The following is a 22,867-nucleotide window of genomic DNA, read 5'->3' as shown; positions in this document are numbered from 1 at the left end:
CCTCTCCGTGTTGGCCCGGGCATCAGGGATTCCGCAACGTTGGGGCTGACTGATACGGGCCCACGGGAGCGTTATAGGGCACGACGGGTCCAGTCAGCTCAAATCGGAAGATCAGCTCAACAGCCTTGCGATGCAGTTCCTCTGGCGTCACGGAACGGCCGCCTTGAGCCAACCGATACTCCTGCCATGCCTGGTTCCACCTGCCGCCGCGACCCGTGCCGCTGTGAATCTGCCGGTGGATGTGCTCCGGGATGAGGATGGTGAACTTGTGGATGTCGACGCCATTGTCCTCACAGTCGAAAAGGCCGCAGTCTCCAGCTTCACAGGCCACGGCAACGCACTGTTCTTCGTCAGCGTGGTCGCAGTCCTCCGCACGCTCCGCGTTCACCCAGGAATGCGCACCGGGCGTGGACGAAGCGCATGCACAGAGGAACAGCGCGGACAGTACCGGCGACAGCAGGCGAAATCGCGAAAGCGTAGTCATGGGTGCCCTGGATGGTACCGTCCGTCCGCGTCACTACCGTCCCGAATGGTGGGCCCTGGCGCGCGGGGCGCCCGACACACGGAAGGAGGCTTCACACGGTTCCCTCCAGGTGTTCCGGAGCGCGGACGCCGGTCGCTCGTGGCGCCAGGATGCCGACTCACGCTGAGGGGCTTCACTGCACTCAGGGCCGGAGGCACCTGACGCTGGTGGGGGAGGCCCGGTGGCCGCCAGCCGCCAGGTCTTGTTATCATTGCATCTGCAACATCGATACTCCTCACAAGGAGCACCTCATGATGCTGTCCCGTTGGGTCGTTGGGCTGTCCGCGCTGCTTGCCGTCGCCTGTGGTGGACCGGTCGAACAGGAGTCAGAGGAAGTGGAGCCCGCGGCCGCGGTGAGTACGGTGGAGCAGCAGCAGGTGGAGCCCGGTGGGGATGTGCGGTATGGCCAGCACCGGACCTATTACAGCAACGCGGCCAAGACGACCTGGGTGGGGGCCTGGCACTACGACTGCGCGGGGTACATCACGCAGTCGGGCCAGGTGACGCCCTACTATACGGACATCTCTTTCATCTGCTCGTAGGCGGGGCAGACGTCTTCCGCGTCCGAGAGGGCCCTGCCTTGGGCCCCTGAAGAAACCGCGTAGACTCACCGGATGCTCCGTCCGGGAGAAGACCTGCTGCACGTGGAGGACCGGCTGTGGGTGCTGACCGCGCCCACGGGGAAGGGCATCTACGATTTCGCCTTCGACCGGTTCTTCGCGTGCCGCCGGCCGTACCAGCTGCCAGGGCCGGTAGAGGCCATCGCGCGGGCGGGCGCGTGGAACGACTATTCCGAGCGCTACCGCGAGCTGGAGGCGGAGGGCGTGCGGCTGGTGCACTCGCCGGAGCAGCACCTGCTGGCGACGGAGCTGCCGCACTGGTACCCGAAGCTCACGGACCTGACGCCACGCAGTGTCTGGTTCGACGAGCGGCCGGACGCGGAGACCGTGGAACGGCTGCTGGGCTGGCCCGTGTTCGTGAAAGGGGAGCGGCAGACGAGCCGGCACCAGAAGTCATTGTCCATCATCGAGGGCCCGGAGCAGTTCCGGCACGCCATGGACGTGTACGCGAAGGACTCCATCCTCCACTGGCAGCGGGTGGTGTGCCGGGAGCTGCGGCCGCTGCGCCGGGTGGAGGAGGGTGCGCCGGACCGCATTCCCAGCTCGTTCGAGTTCCGCACCTTCTGGTGGCGGGGCGAGCTGGTCGGGTGGGGGCCCTACTGGTGGCAGGGCTCGCCGTACACGATGACGGCACACGAGCAGCGCGAGGCACTCGGGCTGGGGCGCGAGGTGGCGCGCCGGCTGGACGTGCCCTTCCTGGTGGTGGACGTGGCGCAGGAGGTGTCCGGCCGCTGGATTGTCATCGAGTGCAATGATGGCCAGGAGAGCGGCTACGCGGGCAGCTCTCCCTTCGCGCTCTGGCAGAACGTCCTGGACGTGGAGCGGGAGCGCACCGCGCCGACCCGGTGAAGGTGGGTGATGCTGTCCCGCCCCGGCTTGTCGAGACACCAGGCGGGTCGCAATCAGGCCGCTGGCGAGTCCCTCACCTCCGCTTCCGTGTGCCCGTTGTTCAAGCGGTCCAGCCCCCACCTTCGCGAAGGCGGACCGCGCCCTGCTGGCACGCGGTCCGCCCGTGATGACTCCAGCAGCATCAGGCTGGCTTAGAGCCTGAGGGTGATGAGGCCTGAAGCGCCGGGCTGGGGCTGAGGGCCGAAAGGCCCCGTCTGGGGAGCGCCACCCAGGCCGACGGAGGCGGTGTAGTCGGGAGAGGTGGTGCCGCCGGGCTGCCGTGCGTCGCCGCCCGAGGTGGCAATCAGCGTGACGGTGGAATGCGTCCACGAAGAGCCGCCGCCACCGCCACCTCCGGTGTACGTCCACTTGAGGGCGCCGCCGCCACCGCCGTACCAGCCGGCGCCGCCGCCACCACCGGAGCCATTGCCAATGCCCTGGCCCCCCAACTGGAAGCTGGCGGCAGTGGCGCTGCTGCTCGGGCAGGAGCGCGCCGCACCGCCCTGGTTGGCCGTGCCCGCGAAGCCGTGGCTGGTGCACTCGTCATAGCCGTAGGGGTTCTGGTCATTGCTGATTCCCGCGGCTCCGCCGGCCGACTGGGTGGCGCCTCCGCCCGCGCCGGAGTTGGTCTGCAGGTAGTTGTTGGGACGGCCCCCCTGGCCGTTGCCACCCGCGGGGCCACCGGCGCCAGCGGCTCCGGCCAGGGCGTCCTGCTCCAGCGAGCAGCCGCTGCAGCCGTCGACCCCGCCCCCGCCGCCACCCGCGGCGATGAGCATGACCTGCCCGTTGCGCAGGACGTAGGAGGCGCCGCCGCCACCTCCCCGAGCAGCGCCACCGCTGGCGACGCGCACCTCGAGGGTGTCACCGGCAACGACGGGGAAGGAGGCCTGGACCCAGGCGCCTCCGCCTCCAGCTCCCGGTGCACCTCCACCACCTCCACCGCCCCAGAGCTGGAACTCCGCCCGGCTCTTGCCCGCCGGCACCACGTACGAGGCCACCTGGCCGCCAGTGCTCCACGTCGCGGTGGGCGCGGTGCCCGACCCCGTCACCCGGAGGGTGATGAGCCCCGAAGCGCCAGGCTGGGGGGGAGTGCCGAAGGAGCTGGTTTGTGGTGCGCCGCCCAGGCCCGCCGAGCTGGCGTAGTCCGGGGACTGGGTGCCACCCGGCTGCCGTGCTTCGCCGCCCGTCGTGGCAATCAGCGTGGCGTTGGGATGAACCCACGAAGAGCCACCACCGCCACCACCGCCGGTATAGGTCCACTTATGGGCGCCGCTGCCGCCGCCATACCGGCCGGCGCCACCACCACCACCGGAGCCATTGCCAATGCCCTGGCCCCCCAGCTGGAAGTTGGAGGGAGTGTAGGTGCCACCCGTGCAGACACGCGCCGCACCGCCCTGGTTGGCAGCGCCCGCGAAGCCATGGCTGGTGCACTCGTCGTAGCCATAGGGGTTCTGGTCGTTGCTGATGCCCGCGGCTCCGCCTGCCGACTGGGTTCCCCCTGTGCCTGCCCCCGAGTTGGTCTGCAGGTACTCATTGGAGCGGCCACTCTGCCCGCTCCCGCCCGCGGGCCCCCCGCCGCCTCCCGCGCCCGTCAGCGCCGCGGGGTCCATCGAGCAGCCACCGCAGCCATCGACACCGCCCCCACCACCGCCCGCGGCGATGAGCATGACCTGCCCGTTGCGCAGGACGTAGGAGGCGCCGCCGCCACCTCCCCGAGCAGCGCCGCCACTGGCGACACGCACCTCGAGGGTGTCACCGGCAACGACGGGGAAGGAGGCCTGGACCCAGGCTCCGCCACCTCCGGCTCCCGGCGCACCTCCACCACCTCCACCGCCCCAGAGTTGGAACTCGGCCTTGTTGCTCCCCGCCGGCACCACGTACGAGGCCACCTGGCCACCGGTGCTCCACGTCGCGGTGGGGGGCGTATACGAGGTCGGGGCGACAGAGGAGGACTCCTGGCCCACCACGTCCACGGTATTCGGGGGCGTCGAGGGTTCGGTGCCGCACCCGGCAATGAGTAGCAGCAGCGTGGAAAGAATCGGTAGGACACGAGTTCTGGGCATGGACTTCTCCTGGGCACGCAGCAGGCGGAAGCAGGCCTGAATCGAGAGGTTGAAATTCTCGATTTGCTCTTATTTACCGTTTAGCGGCTTCTCTAGTCCAGAGGCCTCCCGTAACGCGATTGGCGGATTTAATCCGGCTTAATTCCTCCCTGTCCCGGGGCCTCTCGATAATCCAGGCACACGTCGCAGGTGCACACGCCTGGGGAGGCAGTGTCATGGGGGACAGCAAGATTCAGTCGGGGAACAGCCAGCTCGCCGCGCGGCTCGCAGCCGAGGCCGCGGCTCGCCAGGCGGCGGAGGCCGCGAAGCGCGAGGCCGCGAAGCAGGCGGCGCTCCAGAAGCCCGCGTCGACTCCGAGGGGCAACACGCTCGTGAAGGACGGCTTCGAGGCGCCACGCACCCAGGGCCGGCTGAACCTGACCGGGGATACCGCCAGTCCGGCGACCCTGGCGCTGCCCATGGCCTTCGGGGGAGGGGAGGTGCGCCAGTCCAGGGACCTTCCGGCCAGCGGCCCCCTGACGCCGGAGCAGGCCACGGCGGAGGTGCAGCGGCTCCTGTCGTCGAACCTCATCGACGATGTCTCCCACGACGACCTCATGGCCATCGAGGCCGTCCTGCGCCGGGTGCCCGCGGACCAGGTCAGCCAGGTCGTCGCCAACCTCTCGGACGCCGAGCTCGAGCAGTGGGTCTCCGACCTCAACGACCCCGGGCTCCTGGGGGGAGGGCCGTTCCGGGGGCTGAATACGGAAGAGCGGAGCGGGCTGTTCACCTTCCTGGCCGACAACCTCGCAGCGTCGCAGGCAGCCCGCTTCTTCACCACGCTCGACAGGCCGGAGCAGATGGTCGAGTTCGGAGAGGCCTTCATCCAGCGCGGTGACGTCCACGACCGGCTCGGCTTCCTGATGTCGGTGGGGCAGACCTCGTTCTCCGAGGGCGAGCGGGCAGCCTCGGGCCAGGTCATCGCCGCGGCGCTGGACTCGCTCACGTCGGACCCCGGCCGCCTGGCCATCGGGGTGCGGATGCTCTCCGAGCAGAACCTGCAGGACGGGCTCCTCAAGGCGGCTGGCGTGGGCTTCAACCCGATGGGCCCATTTGGCGGGCAGCTCCAGTACACCCAGATGGACCGGCTGCAGCGCATCGTCGGCGCGGTGGCCGGCACCGAGGACCACGAGGCACGCGCCGCGATGTTCGATGGCATGGGGTACGTCGTCCGCGAGATGGTGCGGGGGCAGACGCCCGTCCAGGACATGGAGGCCGTCGCCGACCAGATGACGGGCATGATGACGGGCCTCCTCTCCGATGACCTGGGCTCGGTCATCAGCCACCTGAGCGGCGCCAACGGCCTCGACCCCACCGGCTCGGCGCTCACCACCTATGCACGCGAGCAGATGCTCGATGGAGGTGGCACCCTTGGCGTGCTCGCCGAGCAGATGCGCGGGCGCGACCTCCACGCCGCGGGAGCCGACGGGCGATACGACAACGCCTTCCTGGCGGGCTACTTCGCGGGCGCGGTGCTGCGTGCGGTGGACTCGCTCACGCCAGCGGACCTGCTGGGGCCCAACGCGGCCCTGCTGGACCTCGCCAACCTCGTCGTGTCCTTCCGGACGGACCCCGCCACGGGCACGCTGCTGGCGGCCGTGGTGTCGGAGGCCGAGCGCGCGTCGATTGGCCAGGCCATGTCCCAGGGCACCGAAGCGGTGCGCAACGCCATCCTGGACCTGCTCGGGATGGAGCTCTCCCCGGGAAACGACAACGGCACCTCGTTGGGCGGCTTCGAGCAGGGCCTGTTCGCCGTCTACGGCGCCGAGCTGTACGGCGAAGACTGACCCCCAGCCCGACGCCGTGCTGGCCACCGCGCCGAGCGCGGCGTCACCGTATTCGACAGCGTCAGCGTGACTCCGTGAGTCCCTGAGCCCGTGGCGTCGAAAATGGAGTTCCCACAAATCGCGGCTCGCGCATTAGCCGCCCGAAATGAACTCTTTTCGGAGGGAATTCCCATGAAGGTTAGGAGTCTCGCAGCTGCTTTTCTCCTTCTCCTGTCCGCGTGTTCCGCGGGACCCGTGGACGAGTCCGCGGCCCAGGAGGCGCTCCCGAGCGAGCAGCAGTCGCTCGAGGCGGGTGAGGTCTCGCTCTTCCCGGACACGGCCCGCCCCGCCATCGCGATGGACAGCGACACCGGCGCGGTGGAGCTCGGAATGAAGTTCCGCGTGTCCGTCCCGGGCACGCTTCGCGGCGTGCGCTTCTACAAGGGCGGGGCCCAGAATGTTGGCCCGCACCGCGTGAGGCTGTGGAGCCGGGCGGGCACGAAGCTCGCGGAGGCCACCTCCACGAGTGAGACGACGGTGGGGTGGCAGACGGTGCGGTTTGCTTCACCCGTCACGGTCACCACCGGGACGACCTATGTCGTGTCGTACTACGCCTCGGCCGGGCGGTACGCAGCCACGGTGGGCGGCTTCAACGCGGAGAAGGTGCGAGGCCCCATTCGCGGGCTCGCTTCGGGCGTGGACGGGGTGAATGGCGTCTACCGCTACGGCGGCGGCTTTCCGACGCAGGGCTACCAGAACACCGACTACGCGGTGGACGTGGTCTTCCTTCCGGAGGGCACCGGAGGGGACACCCAGGCCCCCACCGCGCCCGCGGGGCTCGTCGCGTCCGCGGCGTCCTCGAGCACCATCAACCTGGGCTGGAGCGCCTCGACGGACAATGTCGGCGTCACGGCCTACGACGTCTTCCGCAATGGCGTGAAGGTCGCCTCCACGGCGAGCCTCACCTACGCGGACACCGGGCTCACGGCGGCCACGAGCTACGGCTACTCCGTGCAGGCACGGGATGCGGCCGGCAACGTCAGCGCCGCCTCCAACAGCGTCACGGCGACGACCGCGCCCACCCAGCCCTCCGGCGGCTTCCCGAACGCGAGCAATACGGGCGTGCCGGCGGGAACGCAGCTGACGCCCTACACCGGTCCGTGCACCATCACCGCGGCCAACACCGTCATCGACTCCAAGACGGTGAACTGCGACCTCCTCATCCGCGCGGCGGGCGTCACGATTCGCAACTCGAAGATCAACGGAAGCGTCGCCACGGAGGAGAACTCCACCGGCTACTCCTTCACGCTCACCGACTCGCACGTGGACGCGGGTGACCGCGTCGTCACGGGGGTGGGCGCCGTCAACTTCACCGCCATCCGCGTGCACGTGCAGGGAGGCAATCGCTCCATGCACTGCTGGCACGACTGTGAGATTCGCGATTCCTATGTCCACGGGCAGATGACGGACGAGACGGGGACCGCGCATGAGTCCGGCATCCGGATGGGCAGGAACGCCATCATCCGGCACAACACCATCATCTGCGACGCGCCGGACGTGCCGCCCGACGCGGGCTGCTCGGCGGCGCTCACCGGCTACGGCGACTTCGCCCCGGTCGAGAACAACCTGGTGGAGAACAACTACTTCCCGGGCACGACGGGAGGCTTCTGCGCCTACGGTGGGTCATCCCAGGGCAAGCCGTACTCGGGCGCGACGAACAACATCCGCTTCATCGGCAACGTCTTCGGGCGCGGCTCGAGCGGACGCTGTGGCTGGTACGGAGCCATCACCAGCTTCGACACCTCGGAGCCGGGGAACGTCTGGTCCAACAACACCTGGGAGGACGGAACGGTCCTTCCTCCCTCGAACTAGCGAAGGCGCCAGGGCAGCCCGGAGGTCTCAATCGTGTCGCTCGATGGGGACCTCCACGCCCGTGGCCTCCCAGGCGTTGCCCGTGGCGGACAGCTGTGTCTGGGTGCTCACGAGCACGGCACAGTCGTAGACGGTCCGGGCGCCGAAGACGTTGTTGCGCACCACCATGCCTGAGAGGCTCGCGCCGCCCGCATGGCCGAGGTTCACGATGCAGCTGCCCCGGTCGAGCCGGTTGCGCTCGAGTCTCACGTCGCGCGTCGGGCCGTACTGCTGGTTCACGAAGACCGCCGCGCCGGCCTCTTCACCCGGACCGTGCACGTTGCTGTCGTAGATGCCGATGTCGCGCCCTTCGAAGATGCTGATGCCGTACTGGGCGCCCACCGGGTCGAGCGCGTGAATCCACGAGTGCTCCACCCGCGCGCCGGACTTCAGGTTCATCCCGACCACCACTCCGTGCACGTCGAGCCGGCGCGCGGTGAAGCCTCCGCCCATCACCCCCCGCTGGAGCGTCGAGGACTCCTCGGCGAAGACCTCGATGTCCTCCAGCAGGACGCCCGTCGCGCCCTCCACGCTGATGATGCCGGCAATCTCGCGTGGCACCGGCGCATGGACGACGCACCGGCGCACGGTGACGTTGTTCGCGCGGATGATGAGCCGGCCGTGGATGTCACGGTCCTCGAGCACGGCGCCCGGCGTGTCCAGCACGAGGTCCCCCTCGTGCCGGACCAGGGACGTGCCGGCGGGAACTCCGGTGTTGTGCGGACCGGGGAGGGCCGGGTTGGCCCGGCAGGAGACGTTGGCCGGACAGGCCCTGCACGCGCCCTCCTCGCACCGGAAGCCATCCGCGCATTCGATGGGCTCGGTGCACGCGGGCTGCGCGAGCCCGAGGTCCTCCAGCGCGGAGAGCTGCCCGAAGCTCCGCGTCCCCTCGCTCCAGGAGCCGCCCATCGGAGCGGGCAGGCCGTCCCGCGTCACCCGGACGAGTGAAGCAGGGCCGCGGTGGCCCGGCGCCGACTCGGCGCGCATCTCGACCCGGGCGGGGAGGGCGAGCGTCAGCCCCGAAGGCTCCAGGGCATAGGTCATTCCGACCGACCAGGCCTGTGTGCCGAGCTCCTGCAGCGAGACGGTCTCCTCGCCTTCGAGCGCACCGGGCGGAAGCGTCACCCGGACGCGGCCATCTCGGGAGGTGACGGTGCCGCCTTCGGGCCCGATGACACGAACGTCGGGCCGCCCGCGTGAATCGAAGAGGCTGTCGCCACACGCAGCCGCGAGCAGGGCGAGCGCCGCGACGAGCAGAGGAGCGCGCATCAGGGCCGGAAGCTCAACCCGGTGACGGCTTCGAACCCGGGCCGCAGCACCGCCTGGTCATTCAGCCTGAACGAGGCGACCTGCGCCTCGGCCTCCGAGAACCAGGAGACCCGGCCCGCGAGGGGAACCGCATAGGAGAGCACCGCACCGGCGCGCCCGCGAAACGCCGTCCCCGCCGACGTGCTCGCCACCGACTGCGTGACGGCATCCGCGCCCAGCCGGCCGCCTGCCGCGAGTCCCCGGACGGGAAGCTGCCAGAGCCACGCGACGTCACCGCCAAGGCTCCGGAGTCCATAGGGCAGCCCGGCATCCTGACCCCGGCCGTCCTGGTATCTGCCGCGCACCCGCAGCGTCTGGGATGCGCCCACCTTGAGGTCGCCTCCCAGCAACAGCGCGGGCGCAATCCTCATGCCCCGAAGCGCCGGCGTGTTGAGGCCGACCGCGGCGAGGAGCGAGAGCTCCCGAGCGAACCCAGGTCCCGGGGCTTCGCCCCCCTTCTCCCCGCGCTCGGCGAAGGGCCGCTGCGTCAGGGTGACTGTCGTGGCCGTCCGCTCCTCGCCCTGCGTGAGCGCGAAGGCGCCGGTCCGCACGTCGTCCGCCGTCGTGCGAATCAGGCGGTAGCGTCCGGCCCGTAGCGCGAGCCGCCGTGGCTTCACGGGGTCCTCGCGAATCTCCAGCACCTCGCCGAGCCCCTCGTCACGCACGACCAGCCAGCGCCTGTCCGGCTCCGTCCCGGGGGCGAAGACGAGCCGCGCGTCCGCGCGGTGCAGGTCGGCGAGCACCAGCTCGCCCTTGCCCTTCAGGTCCATGGCATACGTCGGCCGCTGGGCGACTCCGGAGACTTCGGCCGTATGCGAGACGGTCTTCGCATAGGCGTAGCGATAGGCCTCCTGAAGCGTGATGCGCCCGTCTGCATCGGCATCCGCCGCGCCGCGAAGCCCGGCCGTCAGGTGGTGCGTGAAGAAGCTGCCGCGAAGCTCCGCGCTCTCGAGCGCGTTCTCCCCCGGGCCCGAGGACGCGACGATGGCGGTCCCATCGGGGGATTCGTCACCCGTGACGTTGAGCTCGAACCCGCCAGGCAGGGGCTTCGCCCCCTTCGTGGTGACGAGCCCTCCGGACCTGCATGCGTCCACGAAGGCCACCCTCACGTGCGCGCGCGAGGCCCCGAGCAGCTTCCGGAGCTCCGCGAAGGCGAGGCTCTCGCTCCCGAGCTCCAGGCCCTGCTCCGTGGCATGTCCGGACCAGTAGAACAGCAGCAGCGTTCGCCGCGAGGAGTCACGGGCCGCCGCGGCGATGCGCTGCTCGAGCGCGCGCACCTCGGCGAGCAGCTGCGCGCGGGTGGGGTGCTGGAGCACGCGGACGTCCTCGCCGCGAAAGCCCCCGAGCTCCCTCAGCACGTCCGCGAAGCGCGAGGCATCCGCCTCGGCGAAGCGGAGGCGCGAATGATGGGGCGCGCCCACGTTGTTGCCGACGGCGAGGGCAAAGCGCCGCTCGGGCAGCTGGGCCGCCGCGGACGCCGCGCAGAGGGCCGCGGCGAGCAGCACCAGCCGCCTCATGGCGCGCCACGCTCCAGCAGCACCGTCGCGGTCCTGGCGCCGGGAATGTGGACCTCCGCGGGGGCGCGCACCGGGCTCCCCTGGAGGGCCTGCTCCACGACGGCCCAGGTCAGGGGCTCCTTCGAGAGGACCGCCCAGATTCGCTCGGGCCCTTCGGTCTCATCGAGCACCGCACCGCCCGGAAGCAGCTGGGTGCCAGAGACCGCGAGCGGCATCGTTCCTTCGGCGGGCGCGAGGCGCGAGACGGTGCCCTTCGCGTCGACGGAGGCAATCCAGACGAATGTCTCCGACCCGGGCGACACGTGGAAGCGCAGCTGCTCGCCGGGTCGTACCCGCTCCCCCTGCGCCGCCGCACGCGGCTCGCCCTGTCCTCCCACATAGACGGTGAGCGCCTCGCCCTTGGTCGCATAGAGCGGAGCCGCTGGCGGCGTCGGGCGGAGGAAGAACACGGCTGCTCCGGCGAGGGCCGCCACCGGCAGCAGCAGCGGGGCCCAGCGCCTTGCCAGCGAGGGCTTCACCCGGGTGTTCGCCAGCCAGCGCGGGCTCTCGCGAGCAAACGTGCGTGCGGCCTGGGCGGCGGCCCGCTCCCATATCTGGCAGTGGGCGCAGACCGCGAGGTGCCTGGCGGTCGCGGGGTTCGGGGTGAGCAGATGCGCCTCGAGTGCGAGGTCGCTGGGGCATTGTGCCGTACGTGGTAGGTTCATTCGAAGACCCCCCGGCGCGCATTGGCCAGAAAGAGCTGGATGCGCTTGCCAATCGTCTTGCGCGAGAGGCCGAGCAGCTCGGCGGCTTCTTCCTGGGAGTGGCCGTCGACGAGCACGAGCCAGGCCACCATACGCTCATGTTCCGTCGCATGGGAGAGGGCCTTGACGGCGAGCTGCCGGTCGGCCACCTCCGAGAAGCTGTCCGTGGGCGCGGGCGCGTCGTGGTTCAGCTCCGACCCGCTCGCCGTCTCCCAGGCATCGTCTCGCAGCTGGGCGAAGCACACCCGCGTGGCGATGACGTAGGCCCAGCGAAGCTGCTCGGGCTCCGGGGGCAGCCGGGAGCGGTGGCGGACCAGCTGCATGAAGACCTTCTGGCAGGCGTCCGCCGCCTCGTCCGGATTGCGCAGGATCTTCAGGCAGCGGCGGTAGATGGCGGGTCCAAGCCTGCGGCAGACCTCGCTGAGGGCATCGCCGTCGTGCATCAGGGAGCTCGAGAAGGGGAGGTGGCGTCTACCTCGGCGCTTCCGAGCGTACACCCGGGCTCAGGGCATAGGAAGGCGGAGGGCGTGCCGCCAGCTCCCCTCAGCTCCGGGTATGGCGGGAGCCGAAAGGGCCGCCGCGCATGGAAATGGCGCGGCGGCCCGGGCTCCTGGCCTCGAGCATGGGAAGGGGAGGGCCCCTCTGGGGTGTCAGGTGCTCAGGCAATGACTAGCGACACACGTCGGAACACGTCGAGAGTATACAGCCACTGCTTGAAGCGTTCGCGTCCGCGTCCGCACGGGCGAACCGGCACGCCTTGGTGCAGCCGCCCAGGAACGTGGTGGAGCCAAAGCCAATGACAGAGCAGCTTTCACCGGTCGCCTTGACGCCGGAGCACGTGGTCTGACAGTTGCGAGCCATCTGGGTGACCTCGCCGTCATCCGGCGTGGCCTCCTCGGAGGGGAGCTGCTCGGTGGTGGGCGCGCCAGTCTCGGGAGCCGGATCATCCGTCGCGGGACCGCAGCCCGCACTGAAGGACCCCAGCACGGCGAAGACGGCCAACAGCATCACATGTCGCATCATGGACACTCCCTGTGAACGGGTAAAGGACGCCTTTTCAGAACGTCCAGATTAACTGGTACACGGAGAGTGAAGGCCAATCAAGCAGCCATGGTTACGCAGATGCAATTGCTTCCATGCTGTGTCGGCTTCCAGACTGCTGTTGATGTTTGATTGCGATTCACGGGAGGCCAGCCCCCGCGTGCGGGGGGATGGGCAGTCGTTGGCCTCTCGACCCGGCCATGGCCGGGCAGGCTAAGGGCCGTCGGTGCGCTTTGTGGGACCCGAGGTGGCAGGGCGCTCGCGTCGGAGGGCAGGCGTATAGCAACCGCCTTGATACACGTAGCCGTCCTCCTTGGCGCAGTCCTTCGGGTCTATAGACAGCTTGAGCCAGCAGCCGCCGTTGATGGGCACCTGAGTCTTCCCGGGGCAGCGCATGTTGCCGTCGGGTCGCCTCTGCCCCGGGAACGGCTTCGGCGGCAGCTCCAGTGCGATGGACGACCGTACAGCCGGCGCCCGGTCGGGGTGCTCCAGGGCCGTCAGCGCCGCGTCTCCGACGGCGACGGTGCCACCATCCCTCTCTTCCTCTGGCGCCGAGGCACGCACCTGCTCGGCCTCCTCTGCGCGGTGCACGCCAGTCCCCCACCAGGAACCAAGCGCCAGTCCGAGGCTGGCTGCGGTGAGCCAGGCACTCCAGGTGGCCCCTGGCGCTCGATGCACGACGTGCCGGGGGGCGGCGCTTGTCTCCTCGGGCGGAGGTGCCTCCGGGGCGAAGAGGGGTACATCCGCCTCCGGCCCACCGCCGTGCGCGGCATCCTCTAGTGCCTCGGCCAGCTCGCGAGCACTTCCACGTGCCTTGGGGCTTGCGGAGAGCATCCGGGACGTCAACTCACTCAGTTCCTCGCAGCAGCGGCCGTTCACTGCACGCGCGGACACAGACGCAGCACCCGCCTCGTGCCCGTAAAGAGACGTCGGGTCCGACCGGGGAGGGTACTCGTCGGTGATGAGCCGGAAGGCGGTGACGCCGAGCGCGAAGACATCATCCGCCGGTCCTGGCGCGTAGGCCGCGGCCGAGGCCGGGAGGGGGAGTTTCACGGAGCGCCACGCCTCCGGGGAGCGGTAGGCCGGAGTGCCGGGAGGAAACGGAGGCGGAGTGAGCGTGGCGGCGCCCAGGTAGTGCCCGGAGCCGAAGTCGGTGAGGAAGACGCTGCCCTGCGCATCACTCACGAGGATGTTGTCACCCTTGACGTCTCTGTGGACTCCGCCCGCGGCATGGGTCGCCTCCAATGCCCTCGCGAGGCTGGCGAGGACGTGGAGCACCTGCCGCGAGGTGGGCCGCCGCTGCAGTGCCCAGTCGTACAGCGACGCGCCGTCCACCCACTGCATGGCGAGGTACGGGTAGCAGGGGCCCGCCGGCTGTTGCCAGACACCCTGGTCCACGAGGCGAGGGACGCTGGGGTGGCGGAGGCGGGAGAGGAGCTCGCCCTCGCGAGCGAAGCGCTCATCCCCCGGGTGGAGGGCCAGCTTGAGGGCCACGATGCGTCGGGAGTCCTGTGCGTCGATGGCCCGGTAGACGGCGCCGTAGGTCCCCAGCCCGATTCGCTCCAGCACGCGCCAGGGCCCCACCCGGGTTCCCAGGGGAAGGCGCGCCGGATTCAGGTAGCCGGGCTGCATGGGGTGCCTCGCGAGGAGATGCGCGGTCCGCTCCGCTCGCCAGCAGGCTACTCCCTGAGTAGGCGCGTGTCAGCGCAATCTCCCAGGTGAAGGTCCTGAGGTAACGCCAGGGACTTTCAGTCCCCGTTCGGGTCCCACTCGGAGATGTCCTTCTTGGGCTCCGGGGGCACCGTCGGCCGGGAAGAAGGCGTCGCGGTGGTTGTCGTGGGCTTCTTCGTGGGCGGCGCCGCGGGGAGGACCACGGGCTCCTTCTCGTCGTCGAGCAGCGGGTCCTTCTTGTCACTGCTCGCCGTGACGGCGGGCTCGGGCTTCACCGGCTCGGGCTCGGGCTTCACGGGCTCGGGCTTCGTACCCGACCTCGCCACGGGCCCGGGCTCGGGCGAGGGCTTCGCGTCCAGCGGCTCCAGGTCCTCCAGCCCGGTCGGCTTCTCGGGCTCCGGCTCCGTGTCCGAAGCCCGGTAGCCACTGCGGCGCGAGCCACCCGCCGGAGGCTCCGACACCGTCTGCTCCGCGTCGGCGCGGCTCGAAGTCCCTCGCGGGCGGGGGGGCGGAGTCGGAGTCGGGGTCGGCGCCGGAGGAATCTCCTCCCTCGGAGACTCCGAGGCCCGGTACGCGTCCCGCGTGTCCGTCCCACCCTTCGCGTTGGCCGGGCGCTCGTCACCAAACGGGTCCTCCTCGCGGTTGTTGTTCCGGCGCGGCGCCGGCTCGTCATCACCGAACGGGTCCTCCTCCTCGTCCTTCTTCGCCTTCTTGTTCTTGCCCGTCGGCTTGCGCGCGGGCCGCGAGTCCTCCGCCACGCCAGGCGGCAGTCCCCGCAGCGACGAGTACCGGTCCGCGCACAGGTCCAGGTTCTCCTGGCAGTCGGCGAAGCAGCGGGTCAGCTTCGCGGCGGTGCGCCCGCTGCCGCCGTACTCGATGGTGCAGTCCTCCTTGCACGTGGCGTAGTCCTCCTTGCAGCCGGAGGAGGCGGAGCGCGCGCCCTGGGCATGGGCGATGCCGGCGGCGAGGGTCAGGACGAGGAGCAGGAGGACAGGCATGGCGGATGCGAAAACTACCAGTCTTCTTGCCTCCCGGCTCCAGGGGCCCGCGCTATGGTCCCCCGCAGCGGCATCCACATCCGTCCTTAGAGGAGGCGCATGGCTGTCAGGGTGGGCATCATCGGGAGCCACGGACTCGGCCAGGTGCTGGGCGTCATCGGTCGGGGGGACTCCCACATCCTCGAGACGCCCTTCGGACCGCACGCCGGCGCCATCATCTCCACGGAGCTGGACGGCGTCCCCGTCGTCTATGTCTCCCGCCATGGCCCCGGGCACATCCACAACGCCACCCGCTCGCCGTACCGCGCCAACCTCTTCGCCCTGAAGATGCTGGGCGTCACCCACGTGCTCGCCACCGGCACCGTGGGCAGCCTGCGCGAGCACATCCAGCCCCTCCAGCTCGTCCTCCCGGACCAGGTCATCGACCGCACCTACCGGCGGCCCTGCACCTTCTATGACGACGTCGCCGTCCACGTGGAGCTGGGCTCGCCCTTCTGCTCCACGCTGCGGCAGGTGCTGGCCTCCGCCGCGGACGCCCAGGGCCCCGCCGTCCACCCGCAGGCCACCTACGTCTGCGTCGAGGGCCCCTCGCTCAGCACGCGCGCGGAGAGCCTCCTGTACCAGACGTGGGGTGCGGACCTGGTGGGCATGACGGCCATGCCCGAGGCCCGGCTCGCCCGCGAGGCGGAGCTGCACTACGCGATGGTCGCCCTGCCCACCGACTACGACTCGTGGCGGCCCGCGCCTCCGGGCCAGGCGCACGAGGCCCTGCTGTCGCAGCTGTCTCACAACGTCCAGGCCGTCACCGCCAGCGGCGCCGCCCTCATCCGCCGCGCGCTGCCCCGCATCGCCGAGTGCCGCCACACCTGCCCCTGCGACTCCGCGCTGGCCCTGGCCATCTGCACCGACCGGGCGCGCATCCCCGACGAGGTCCGCACCCGCCTCCGCCCGCTGCTGGGCAGGTACCTCTCGCCCACGGTGGCCTGAGCCGCGTTCACTTCCGGGCACTGCTCCCCGCCGGAAGTCCTACGAAACGGCGGGCGCCCGCCTGCCTGCCTGCTGCCAACCCACCCCTTCGTCCCCACCTTGCTGCACCCGGGAGGAATGGAGCGAGGAGGGGAGCATGCGGTTGCCCAGGCTCAAGTACCTGACGTGGCGGGAGTTCGGCCGGCGCTTCGTGAAGGAGTTCCAGGAAGACACCGTCACCGACATCGCCGCCCAGCTCTCCTACTACTTCCTCTTCTCCCTCTTCCCGTTCCTCTTCTTCCTGTTCACGCTCGTCGCCTACCTGCCCTTCGCCCCGGGCGCGGTGGACGCGATGCTGGACCGCATCCGCCCGCTGGTGCCCGGGGACGCGCTGACGCTCGTCACCGGCCACCTGGAAGCGCTGGTGAACCAGCCCCGGCCGAGGCTGCTGACGGCGGGGCTCATCATCGCCCTGTGGACGGCCTCGCGCGGCGTGGACGCCCTGCGCACGGCGCTCAACCTGGCCTACGACGTGCCCGAGTCCCGCCCGCTCTGGAAGACCCAGGGCCTGGCCATGCTGGTGACGCTCGCCGGCACGCTGCTCATCCCGCTGTCCTTCACCGTCTTCCTGCTGGGCGGAAAGCTGGGAGCGTGGCTCGCGGCGAAGCTGCAGCTCGTGGACGCCTTCTATCTCCTCTGGTCCTGGCTGCGCTGGCCCTTCACCGCGGGGCTGGTGATGCTGGCGCTGGCGCTCTGCTATTACCTGCTCCCCGACGTGAAGCAGCGCTTCAAGTACATCACCCCCGGCTCCGTGCTGGGCACGTGCGTGTGGCTGCTGAGCACGTGGGGCTTCACGCAGTACGTGGAGCACTTCGGCAAGTACAACGTCACCTACGGCTCCATCGGCGGCGTCGTGGTGCTGATGCTGTGGCTCTACATCTCCGGGCTGGTGTTCATCCTCGGCGGCGAAATCAACGCCATCCTCGAGCACGCCTCCGCGGAGGGGAAGGCCAAGGGCGCGCGCGACTTCGACCAGCCCGCCCCGCTGGAGCCCCCCGTCAAGACGGCGGGCGCCGCGAAGAGCGCCAGCAGCGCGAAGAAGTCGCGGCTGGCGCGCTTCCGGTGGCGGCGGCGCGTGGCCCGGGGGCAGCCCCCCGAGCCCACCGTGGCGGAGCTGGAGCGCGAGCCCCCGTCCCACCTGCACTGAGCCGCGCGCTACTTCCCGCCCAGCTTCTGCTTGATGGCGGGCAGCCCGCCCGGGGCGTTGTTCTTCCCGCGCAGGTTGTTCTGCGAGATGATCTTCTGGATGTTCGCGATGCGGTCCTTGTTCGCGGGGTGGGTGCTCAGCCACTTCATGAAGCCCGGCGTGTCGCCCTGCTGCTTCTGGAGCTTCTCGAAGAAGGTGATGAGCCCGCGCGGGTCATACCCGGCGCCGGAGGAGTAGCGGGCGCCGTACTCGTCCGCCTCGATCTCCTCGCTGCGGCCGTGCGCCAGCATCGTCCCGCCGCCCACCAGCTGCGCGGCAATCTGCCCCACCGCGCTGGGGTTCTGTCCCAGCGCCGCCGCCGTGACGGTCTGGATGCCCATCTGGTTCACCATGGCGCGCGCCGAGTGCCGGCCCACCACGTGGCCCGCCTCGTGCGCCATGACGCCCACCAGCTCCGCCTCCGTGTCCGCCGCGAGGATGAGGCCCGTGTAGACGTAGAGGTACCCGCCCGGCGTGGCGAACGCGTTCACCATCTTCGGGTCGTCGATGACGTTGATCTTCCACTTCACGCCCGGCCGGTCCTTGGTGGCCTGCCGCAGCACGGGCGAGGACAGCGTCCGGACGTAGTCGACGATGCTCGGGTCCTGGACGTACTTGATCTTCTCCTTCGTCTCGAGCTCCTGCTTCACCTGCTTGCCCAGGTCCTCCTCCTGCTCGTCGGAGATGAGGGTTCGCGCGATGGCCTTCTCCGCCTGGACGCGTTGCTTGGTGCAGCCCGCCGTCAGGCCCGTTGCCAGGGTGAGGCCCAGTACCACCGAGAGGATTCGCTGCATGGCGAGGTGTGCCTTTCTTTGCCAGAGGTGCTTCAGATGGAGCCGCCGGACTCTTGGCCAGGGCCGCGCGCGCGGCAAGCCCCACGTTCCGCTTCGTCCGGTAGGGACGTGAACCGGCTGGAGTCCATCCAATCCGCGCCCTTTCGCGCCCTCGCCCGGAGGGCCAGCGAGCCTTGCGCCGCGCGCGCGCGCTACGGACCTTAGGGGGTAACCGGTGCCCCAGACCTCCGGCACCGGGGGAGGCATTCCATGTCGCGTCCCGTCTGGGTGGGCTCGCTGAGCTTCGGCCTGGTGAGCGTTCCGGTGCGGCTCTACAGCGCCATCAGCCCGAGGCCGCTGCAATTCCACCTGCTGCACGACGAGGACGGCGCTCGCATCCAGAACAAGCGGGTGTGCTCGGCGGACGGCGAGGAGGTGCCCTTCGAGCACGTGGTGAAGGGGTACGCGCTGGCCGACGGCCGGCACGTGCAGATAACGCGCGGCGAGCTGGAGGCGTTCGACCCGGAGTCCGCGCGGAGCATCGAGCTGGAGGACTTCGTGGAGGCCGGGGAGATAGACCCCCTCTACTACGACACCTCCTACCACCTGGTTCCCGCCGAGGGCGCGGAGCGCGCCTATGCGCTGCTGGTCGCCACGCTGCGCGAAGCGGGCCGCGTGGGCATCGGCCGGTTCGTCCTGTACCAGAAGGGACACCTGGTCGCCGTGCGGCCCCATGGCCGGGGGCTGCTGCTGTCCACGCTCCACTACGCGGAGGACGTGGTGTCCCAGGACAGCCTGTCCGAGCTGGCGCTGGCGGGGGCGCGTCCCCAGGAGCGGGAGCTGGAGGTCGCGCTCAGCCTCGTCGAGGCGCGGGCCACCGACTTCGAGCCGCGCCGCTACCACGACGTCCACCGCGAGCGGCTGCTGGCCTTCCTGGAGCGCCGCGCCCGGAAGGAGGCAGGCGGGCGGCGCGTCCACGCGGGCGCCACCGTGCAGCAACCTCCGCGGGGAGACCTGCTCGCCGCCCTGGAGCAGAGCGTGGCCGCGCTCCGGGCAGGTCAGCCGCTTCCACCGCCGCCCCAGCAGGGCGCGCTGCGAGTGCGGCCCCAGGCGTCCGCCCACGAAGCGCGTGAGGCGCGCGAGCTTCCGCAGGCCCGGGAGCCGCACGGTGGAGGCGAGACCCCCACCTCCGGCACCCCGGGGCCCCAGCGGAAGACGGACGGGAGCGGAAAGCCCTCGGCCTGAGCCTCCGCCGGGAGGAGGGGACTACTTCAGACGGCCTTCGCAGGCGTCGTAGTCGATGTTGGAGAAGTACGCGTCCACGTACTTGCCGCGCTCGTTCGCCTTGTAGTCCGGCGTGAAGGCATGCTCCCACGCGTCCATGATGATGATGGGCTTGAAGCCGGCGATGTTGTTCGTCTCGTGCAGGGTGATCCAGTGGTTGGACAGCCACCCGGTGCGCGGGTCCTGGAACGTGACGGCCCAGCCGATGCCCGGCATGGTGGCCACGGCCTTGAAGTCGGCGAACCAGTTCTCGAAGGAGCCGAAGCTCTCCTCCATGGCCTTCTTCAGCTTCGCCGGCGGCGTGGCGCCCGAGCCCCCCGGCTTCATGTTGCCGAAGTAGTACTCGTGGAGGACCATGCCGTTGTACTCGAAGCCCAGCCGGCGGGTCATCTCCGCATAGGCCGGGTTGGTGCCCGCCGCCTCGCCCTTGAGCTGCAGGCCGGAGAGCGTCTCGGTCAGCTTGTTGGTGCGGTTGACGTAGCCCTCGTACAGCTTGAAGTGGGTCTCCAGCACCGCGTCGCTCAGGCCCTTGAGGCCCTTCAGCTGCGGGAACTGCATCGGCGTGTACTTCTTCTGCGGCACGTCCGCCATGCTGCCTCCAGAGAGTGGGGTGTTGCTGATGGGTCGGAAGGCGCCTCATAGCGGAGGCGGGCCTTGCCGGCGCGAAGAACTTCACGCGGGTGTCCCCGGCACGACAAGTAAGAAATGCGTGCGGCCCGGGGGCGGTGCTATGTGCCCTGCTGGATGCCTGAGCTTCCGGAAGTGGAGATCGCCCGGCGCAACCTGGTGCGCTGGTTCGGCGGCCGGCGCCTCGTGCGCGCCGAGGCGGACGACACCCGCATCTTCCGCGGGGCCGACCGCGCCCGCTTCGCCGCCCTCACCGGCCGGCTGGAGTCCCTCGTCCGCCGGGGCAAGTACCTCCTCTTCGCCTTCGAGGGCGGACAGGGGCTGATGGCCCACCTGGGCATGACGGGGAAGTTCGTCCGGAGGACGGAGGGGCACGTGGAGCCCTACAGCCGCGCCCGCTTCCACCTGGACGACGGCCACGTCCTGCACTTCGCCGACGCGCGCATGTTCGGCCGCATGGAGCCCGCGCCCGCCGCGCTGCTGCGCCAGCTGGACGCCGTGAAGCTCCTGGGGAGGGACCCGCTCGCGGACGGCCTCACCGCGGGCCAGCTCCAGCAGGCCCTGGGCACCACGAAGCAGCCCCTCAAGGTGGCCCTGATGGACCAGGAGCGGCTGGCCGGCCTGGGCAACATCCACGCCGCCGAGGCCCTCTTCCGCGCCGGCCTCCACCCCGCCCGCCCGCCTGCTTCCCTCGCCCCGGACGAGTGGAAGCGCCTGGTGGGGGCCATCCGGGCCACCATCGACTTCGGCCTCAAGGAGCAGGAAGGGGAGGAGCCGGTGTACCTGGAGGAGGGGCGCTCGGAGAACCCGTTCCAGGTCTACGGCCGCGCCGGGGGGCCATGCTCCCAGTGCGGCAAGGCGGTGGAGTCCTTCACCCAGGGCGGTCGCACCACCCACTTCTGTCCGAAATGCCAGCCCCCGCGGGGCGTTCACGCGTCGAACCCCGCTCCCGGTAAGCGTTGACACCCCCATGTCCCATGGCTTGAATCGCCCGCCTTTCAGACCCGGCCGCCCCGCGCGGCCCTGGAGATCGTTGCCCATGTCTCACGCTCTGCTGGCGGCGCTGCTCGTCGCTTCGTCCACGGCCACCGCCCAGGTGCCCGACGGTGGCACGCCCGCGCACGCGGAGGCCGCGCCCGCCGCGCCCGCCGCAGCCGCTCCCGCGTCTCCTTCTTCGGCGCAGCCGCCTTCTTCGGCGCAGCCGCCCGCCGCCGGTGCCACGGGCGCCGCCACCCCCGAAGGCACCGTCAGCCGCGACGACCTGGAGGCCACCAAGGCGGAGCTGCGCGAGGAGATTCGCGCCGAAATCGCCAAGCAGTCCGTGGGCTCCTCCGAGTGGAACGAGGAGTTCCCCGAGGAGAAGCGCAAGCTCGAGGTCTTCACCCTCGACGGCTACTTCCGGATGCGCCCCACGCTCTTCTACAAGTTCGACCTGGGCAAGGTCCCCGGCGAGGAGCTCTTCCCGCGCTCGAACCGCAGCGCCGCGGAGAACACCCAGTCCTTCGCCACCATGCGCCTGCGCATGGAGCCCACCTTCAACGTGTCCGAGCAGGTGAGCCTGAAGCTCGAGGTGCTCGGCCTGGACAACGTGGTGCTCGGCTCCCAGCCGGACTCGCGCTACCCCGGTGACCAGCGCGACCTGTTCGGCATCTTCTCGGAGAGCCAGGACTCCGCGGTGGACATGCTGGAGGACTCCATCAAGATTCGCCGCGCCTATGGCGAGGTGAAGACGCCGGTGGGCATCCTGCGCTTCGGCCGCATGGGCAGCCAGTGGGGCCTGGGCATGCTGCGCAACGACGGCACGTGCTTCGACTGCGACTTCGGCGACACGGTGGACCGCGTCCAGTTCGTCACCAACCCCTTCGAGGGCTGGTACGTGACGCCAATGCTCGACTTCAACGACGAGGGCGTCGTCAATGGGGGCGGCTCCCAGGGTGAGCCGGTGGACCTCACCCAGGCGGATGACAGCCATGGCTGGGTGATTGCCATCGCCCGCCGGGACACCGACCCGGTCATCCGCTCCAAGCTGGAGAACAACCAGGGCGTGCTCCAGTACGGCCTGCACTTCACCTACCGCGCGCAGAACTGGGAGTACGACGCCGCCACCGACAACGGCTCGGGCGTGGGCTTCATCCCCCGCGACGCGGCGCTCTACATCCCGGACCTGTGGCTGAAGTACGAGGAGCGCACCTGGCGCCTGGAGTTCGAGCTGGCGGCCATCCTCGGCAACATCGGCAACCGCGCGCTGGACGTGGGCGGCATCAACGACCCGTCGCAGAACCAGAGCCTGCAGATCGCCCAGTTCGGCGGCGTGGCGCAGGGTGAGCTGAAGCTGATGAACAACAAGCTGTCGCTCGGCCTGGAGCTGGGCTTCGCCTCCGGCGACAGGGCCCCCGGCTTCGGCAACCAGCCGGGCCGTGCCGGCTCCGGCGATCGCGATGAGACGGTGGCCGGCGACTTCGAGGGCCCCCAGTACGAGTGTGACGCGGGCGGGTGCGGCGACAACGCCATCCGCAACTTCCGCTTCAACCGTGACTACCGCGTGGACCTCATCCTCTGGCGCGAAATCATCGGCGGCGTGACGGACGCCTTCTATGTGCGCCCGTCGGTGAAGTACACCGTCACCGAGGGCTTCGACCTGTACGGTCGCCTCATCTACTCGCAGGCGCTCTACGCGGAGTCCACGCCCTCCTTCGAGAACAAGGCGCTGGGGCTCGAGGCCAACATCGGCGCGGACTACAAGACGGAGGACGGCTTCGTCGCGGGCGTCGCCTACGGCATCCTCTTCCCGATGAGCGGCCTGCAGGAGTACGCCCCCACGCTGCGCAGGGAGCTGGAGACGCCGCAGACCATCCGCGGCTGGCTGGGAATCAACTTCTAGCC

General features: G+C 70.1%; 20 protein-coding genes. 9 read left to right on the top strand and 11 right to left on the bottom strand.

Annotated elements, in window-relative coordinates; all coding sequences use genetic code 11:
• Positions 1 to 22: 22 nt before the first annotated feature.
• Positions 23 to 484, bottom strand: coding sequence for a SitA6 family polymorphic toxin lipoprotein (sitA6, locus tag LXT23_RS44100; protein WP_253986522.1), 462 nt, complete (start codon positions 482 to 484; stop codon positions 23 to 25).
• A gap of 290 nt (positions 485 to 774) precedes the next feature.
• Between sitA6 and LXT23_RS44095 the strand changes: the two genes are divergently transcribed.
• Entirely contained in the window at positions 775 to 1,065 is a 291-nt protein-coding gene (locus LXT23_RS44095; protein ID WP_253986521.1) for a DUF6289 family protein, read from the top strand.
• A 72-nt stretch (positions 1,066 to 1,137) separates the two neighbouring features.
• Positions 1,138 to 1,992: an ATP-grasp domain-containing protein gene (locus LXT23_RS44090; RefSeq protein WP_253986520.1), complete on the top strand. Its 855-nt coding sequence runs from the start codon at positions 1,138 to 1,140 to the stop codon at positions 1,990 to 1,992.
• Positions 1,993 to 2,183: 191 nt separating this feature from the next.
• Here LXT23_RS44090 and LXT23_RS44085 read toward each other — a convergent pair whose 3' ends face one another.
• A complete protein-coding gene (locus LXT23_RS44085; RefSeq protein ID WP_253986629.1) occupies positions 2,184 to 4,094 on the bottom strand; it encodes a hypothetical protein in 1,911 nt (636 codons plus the stop codon).
• Positions 4,095 to 4,309: 215 nt separating this feature from the next.
• Between LXT23_RS44085 and LXT23_RS44080 the strand changes: the two genes are divergently transcribed.
• Positions 4,310 to 5,920, top strand: a complete 1,611-nt coding sequence (locus tag LXT23_RS44080) for a hypothetical protein (protein WP_253986519.1) — start codon at positions 4,310 to 4,312, stop codon at positions 5,918 to 5,920.
• A 234-nt stretch (positions 5,921 to 6,154) separates the two neighbouring features.
• Complete coding sequence (locus LXT23_RS44075; RefSeq protein ID WP_253986518.1) at positions 6,155 to 7,771, top strand: DUF4082 domain-containing protein; 1,617 nt, start codon at positions 6,155 to 6,157, stop codon at positions 7,769 to 7,771.
• 27 nt (positions 7,772 to 7,798) lie between these two features.
• Here LXT23_RS44075 and LXT23_RS44070 read toward each other — a convergent pair whose 3' ends face one another.
• From LXT23_RS44070 to LXT23_RS44040, 7 genes are all read right to left on the bottom strand, one after another.
• On the bottom strand, positions 7,799 to 9,079 hold the full coding sequence (locus LXT23_RS44070; RefSeq protein WP_253986517.1) for a right-handed parallel beta-helix repeat-containing protein: 1,281 nt from the start codon (positions 9,077 to 9,079) through the stop codon (positions 7,799 to 7,801).
• A complete protein-coding gene (locus LXT23_RS44065; protein WP_253986516.1) occupies positions 9,079 to 10,635 on the bottom strand; it encodes a caspase family protein in 1,557 nt (518 codons plus the stop codon). The genes LXT23_RS44070 and LXT23_RS44065 overlap by 1 nt, the downstream gene beginning before the upstream one ends.
• Entirely contained in the window at positions 10,632 to 11,339 is a 708-nt protein-coding gene (locus LXT23_RS44060) for a DUF4384 domain-containing protein (RefSeq protein ID WP_253986515.1), read from the bottom strand. The genes LXT23_RS44065 and LXT23_RS44060 overlap by 4 nt, the downstream gene beginning before the upstream one ends.
• Complete coding sequence (locus LXT23_RS44055) at positions 11,336 to 11,821, bottom strand: RNA polymerase sigma factor (RefSeq protein ID WP_253986514.1); 486 nt, start codon at positions 11,819 to 11,821, stop codon at positions 11,336 to 11,338. Before LXT23_RS44055 ends, LXT23_RS44060 begins: the two co-directional genes overlap by 4 nt.
• Before the next feature lie 226 nt (positions 11,822 to 12,047).
• Positions 12,048 to 12,401 carry a hypothetical protein gene (locus LXT23_RS44050; RefSeq protein WP_253986513.1) on the bottom strand — a complete coding sequence of 118 codons (354 nt, stop codon included), beginning with the start codon at positions 12,399 to 12,401 and terminating at the stop codon, positions 12,048 to 12,050.
• Between the two features lie 231 nt (positions 12,402 to 12,632).
• Positions 12,633 to 14,051, bottom strand: coding sequence for a serine/threonine protein kinase (locus LXT23_RS44045; protein WP_253986512.1), 1,419 nt, complete (start codon positions 14,049 to 14,051; stop codon positions 12,633 to 12,635).
• 116 nt (positions 14,052 to 14,167) lie between these two features.
• Positions 14,168 to 15,088, bottom strand: coding sequence for a hypothetical protein (locus tag LXT23_RS44040; protein ID WP_253986511.1), 921 nt, complete (start codon positions 15,086 to 15,088; stop codon positions 14,168 to 14,170).
• Between the two features lie 99 nt (positions 15,089 to 15,187).
• Here LXT23_RS44040 and LXT23_RS44035 point away from each other — a divergent pair, with 99 nt between their 5' ends.
• Positions 15,188 to 16,075, top strand: coding sequence for an MTAP family purine nucleoside phosphorylase (locus LXT23_RS44035; protein ID WP_253986510.1), 888 nt, complete (start codon positions 15,188 to 15,190; stop codon positions 16,073 to 16,075).
• 136 nt (positions 16,076 to 16,211) lie between these two features.
• The gene (locus tag LXT23_RS44030) at positions 16,212 to 17,261 is read left to right on the top strand and encodes a YihY/virulence factor BrkB family protein (RefSeq protein WP_253986509.1); all 1,050 of its coding nucleotides are present in this window, start codon (positions 16,212 to 16,214) and stop codon (positions 17,259 to 17,261) included.
• An 8-nt stretch (positions 17,262 to 17,269) separates the two neighbouring features.
• On the opposite strand, the gene LXT23_RS44025 is transcribed toward LXT23_RS44030, so the two are convergent.
• On the bottom strand, positions 17,270 to 18,094 hold the full coding sequence (locus tag LXT23_RS44025; protein WP_253986508.1) for a M48 family metallopeptidase: 825 nt from the start codon (positions 18,092 to 18,094) through the stop codon (positions 17,270 to 17,272).
• A gap of 249 nt (positions 18,095 to 18,343) precedes the next feature.
• On the opposite strand from LXT23_RS44025, the gene ku reads away from it, so the two are divergent.
• On the top strand, positions 18,344 to 19,318 hold the full coding sequence (gene ku, locus LXT23_RS44020) for a non-homologous end joining protein Ku (protein ID WP_253986507.1): 975 nt from the start codon (positions 18,344 to 18,346) through the stop codon (positions 19,316 to 19,318).
• Between the two features lie 21 nt (positions 19,319 to 19,339).
• Here ku and LXT23_RS44015 read toward each other — a convergent pair whose 3' ends face one another.
• Positions 19,340 to 19,948 carry a superoxide dismutase gene (locus tag LXT23_RS44015; protein WP_253986506.1) on the bottom strand — a complete coding sequence of 203 codons (609 nt, stop codon included), beginning with the start codon at positions 19,946 to 19,948 and terminating at the stop codon, positions 19,340 to 19,342.
• A gap of 153 nt (positions 19,949 to 20,101) precedes the next feature.
• Here LXT23_RS44015 and mutM point away from each other — a divergent pair, with 153 nt between their 5' ends.
• Together mutM and LXT23_RS44000 are read left to right on the top strand one after the other, a co-directional pair.
• The gene (mutM, locus tag LXT23_RS44010; protein ID WP_407692956.1) at positions 20,102 to 20,947 is read left to right on the top strand and encodes a bifunctional DNA-formamidopyrimidine glycosylase/DNA-(apurinic or apyrimidinic site) lyase; all 846 of its coding nucleotides are present in this window, start codon (positions 20,102 to 20,104) and stop codon (positions 20,945 to 20,947) included.
• 76 nt (positions 20,948 to 21,023) lie between these two features.
• Positions 21,024 to 22,865, top strand: coding sequence for a TIGR04551 family protein (locus LXT23_RS44000; RefSeq protein ID WP_253986505.1), 1,842 nt, complete (start codon positions 21,024 to 21,026; stop codon positions 22,863 to 22,865).
• Positions 22,866 to 22,867: the final 2 nt, after the last annotated feature.

The sequence above is a fragment of the Pyxidicoccus xibeiensis genome (genome assembly GCF_024198175.1).
In the GTDB taxonomy this organism is placed as follows: Bacteria; Myxococcota; Myxococcia; order Myxococcales; family Myxococcaceae; genus Myxococcus; species Myxococcus xibeiensis.
Note: the sequence above shows the minus strand (reverse complement) of the source record. Positions and strands in the feature narration are given on the sequence as shown.

Bases quoted from the DNA above. Each gene is read 5' to 3' on its own strand.
- sitA6 (WP_253986522.1), bottom strand. From the start codon at position 484: ATGACTACGCTTTCGCGATTTCGCCTGCTGTCGCCGGTACTGTCCGCG.
- LXT23_RS44095 (WP_253986521.1), top strand. From the start codon at position 775: ATGATGCTGTCCCGTTGGGTCGTTGGGCTGTCCGCGCTGCTTGCCGTC.
- LXT23_RS44090 (WP_253986520.1), top strand. From the start codon at position 1,138: ATGCTCCGTCCGGGAGAAGACCTGCTGCACGTGGAGGACCGGCTGTGG.
- LXT23_RS44085 (WP_253986629.1), bottom strand. From the start codon at position 4,094: ATGCCCAGAACTCGTGTCCTACCGATTCTTTCCACGCTGCTGCTACTC.
- LXT23_RS44080 (WP_253986519.1), top strand. From the start codon at position 4,310: ATGGGGGACAGCAAGATTCAGTCGGGGAACAGCCAGCTCGCCGCGCGG.
- LXT23_RS44070 (WP_253986517.1), bottom strand. From the start codon at position 9,079: ATGCGCGCTCCTCTGCTCGTCGCGGCGCTCGCCCTGCTCGCGGCTGCG.
- LXT23_RS44065 (WP_253986516.1), bottom strand. From the start codon at position 10,635: ATGAGGCGGCTGGTGCTGCTCGCCGCGGCCCTCTGCGCGGCGTCCGCG.
- LXT23_RS44060 (WP_253986515.1), bottom strand. From the start codon at position 11,339: ATGAACCTACCACGTACGGCACAATGCCCCAGCGACCTCGCACTCGAG.
- LXT23_RS44055 (WP_253986514.1), bottom strand. From the start codon at position 11,821: ATGCACGACGGCGATGCCCTCAGCGAGGTCTGCCGCAGGCTTGGACCC.
- LXT23_RS44050 (WP_253986513.1), bottom strand. From the start codon at position 12,401: ATGATGCGACATGTGATGCTGTTGGCCGTCTTCGCCGTGCTGGGGTCC.
- LXT23_RS44045 (WP_253986512.1), bottom strand. From the start codon at position 14,051: ATGCAGCCCGGCTACCTGAATCCGGCGCGCCTTCCCCTGGGAACCCGG.
- LXT23_RS44040 (WP_253986511.1), bottom strand. From the start codon at position 15,088: ATGCCTGTCCTCCTGCTCCTCGTCCTGACCCTCGCCGCCGGCATCGCC.
- LXT23_RS44035 (WP_253986510.1), top strand. From the start codon at position 15,188: ATGGCTGTCAGGGTGGGCATCATCGGGAGCCACGGACTCGGCCAGGTG.
- LXT23_RS44030 (WP_253986509.1), top strand. From the start codon at position 16,212: ATGCGGTTGCCCAGGCTCAAGTACCTGACGTGGCGGGAGTTCGGCCGG.
- LXT23_RS44025 (WP_253986508.1), bottom strand. From the start codon at position 18,094: ATGCAGCGAATCCTCTCGGTGGTACTGGGCCTCACCCTGGCAACGGGC.
- ku (WP_253986507.1), top strand. From the start codon at position 18,344: ATGTCGCGTCCCGTCTGGGTGGGCTCGCTGAGCTTCGGCCTGGTGAGC.
- LXT23_RS44015 (WP_253986506.1), bottom strand. From the start codon at position 19,948: ATGGCGGACGTGCCGCAGAAGAAGTACACGCCGATGCAGTTCCCGCAG.
- mutM (WP_407692956.1), top strand. From the start codon at position 20,102: ATGCCTGAGCTTCCGGAAGTGGAGATCGCCCGGCGCAACCTGGTGCGC.
- LXT23_RS44000 (WP_253986505.1), top strand. From the start codon at position 21,024: ATGTCTCACGCTCTGCTGGCGGCGCTGCTCGTCGCTTCGTCCACGGCC.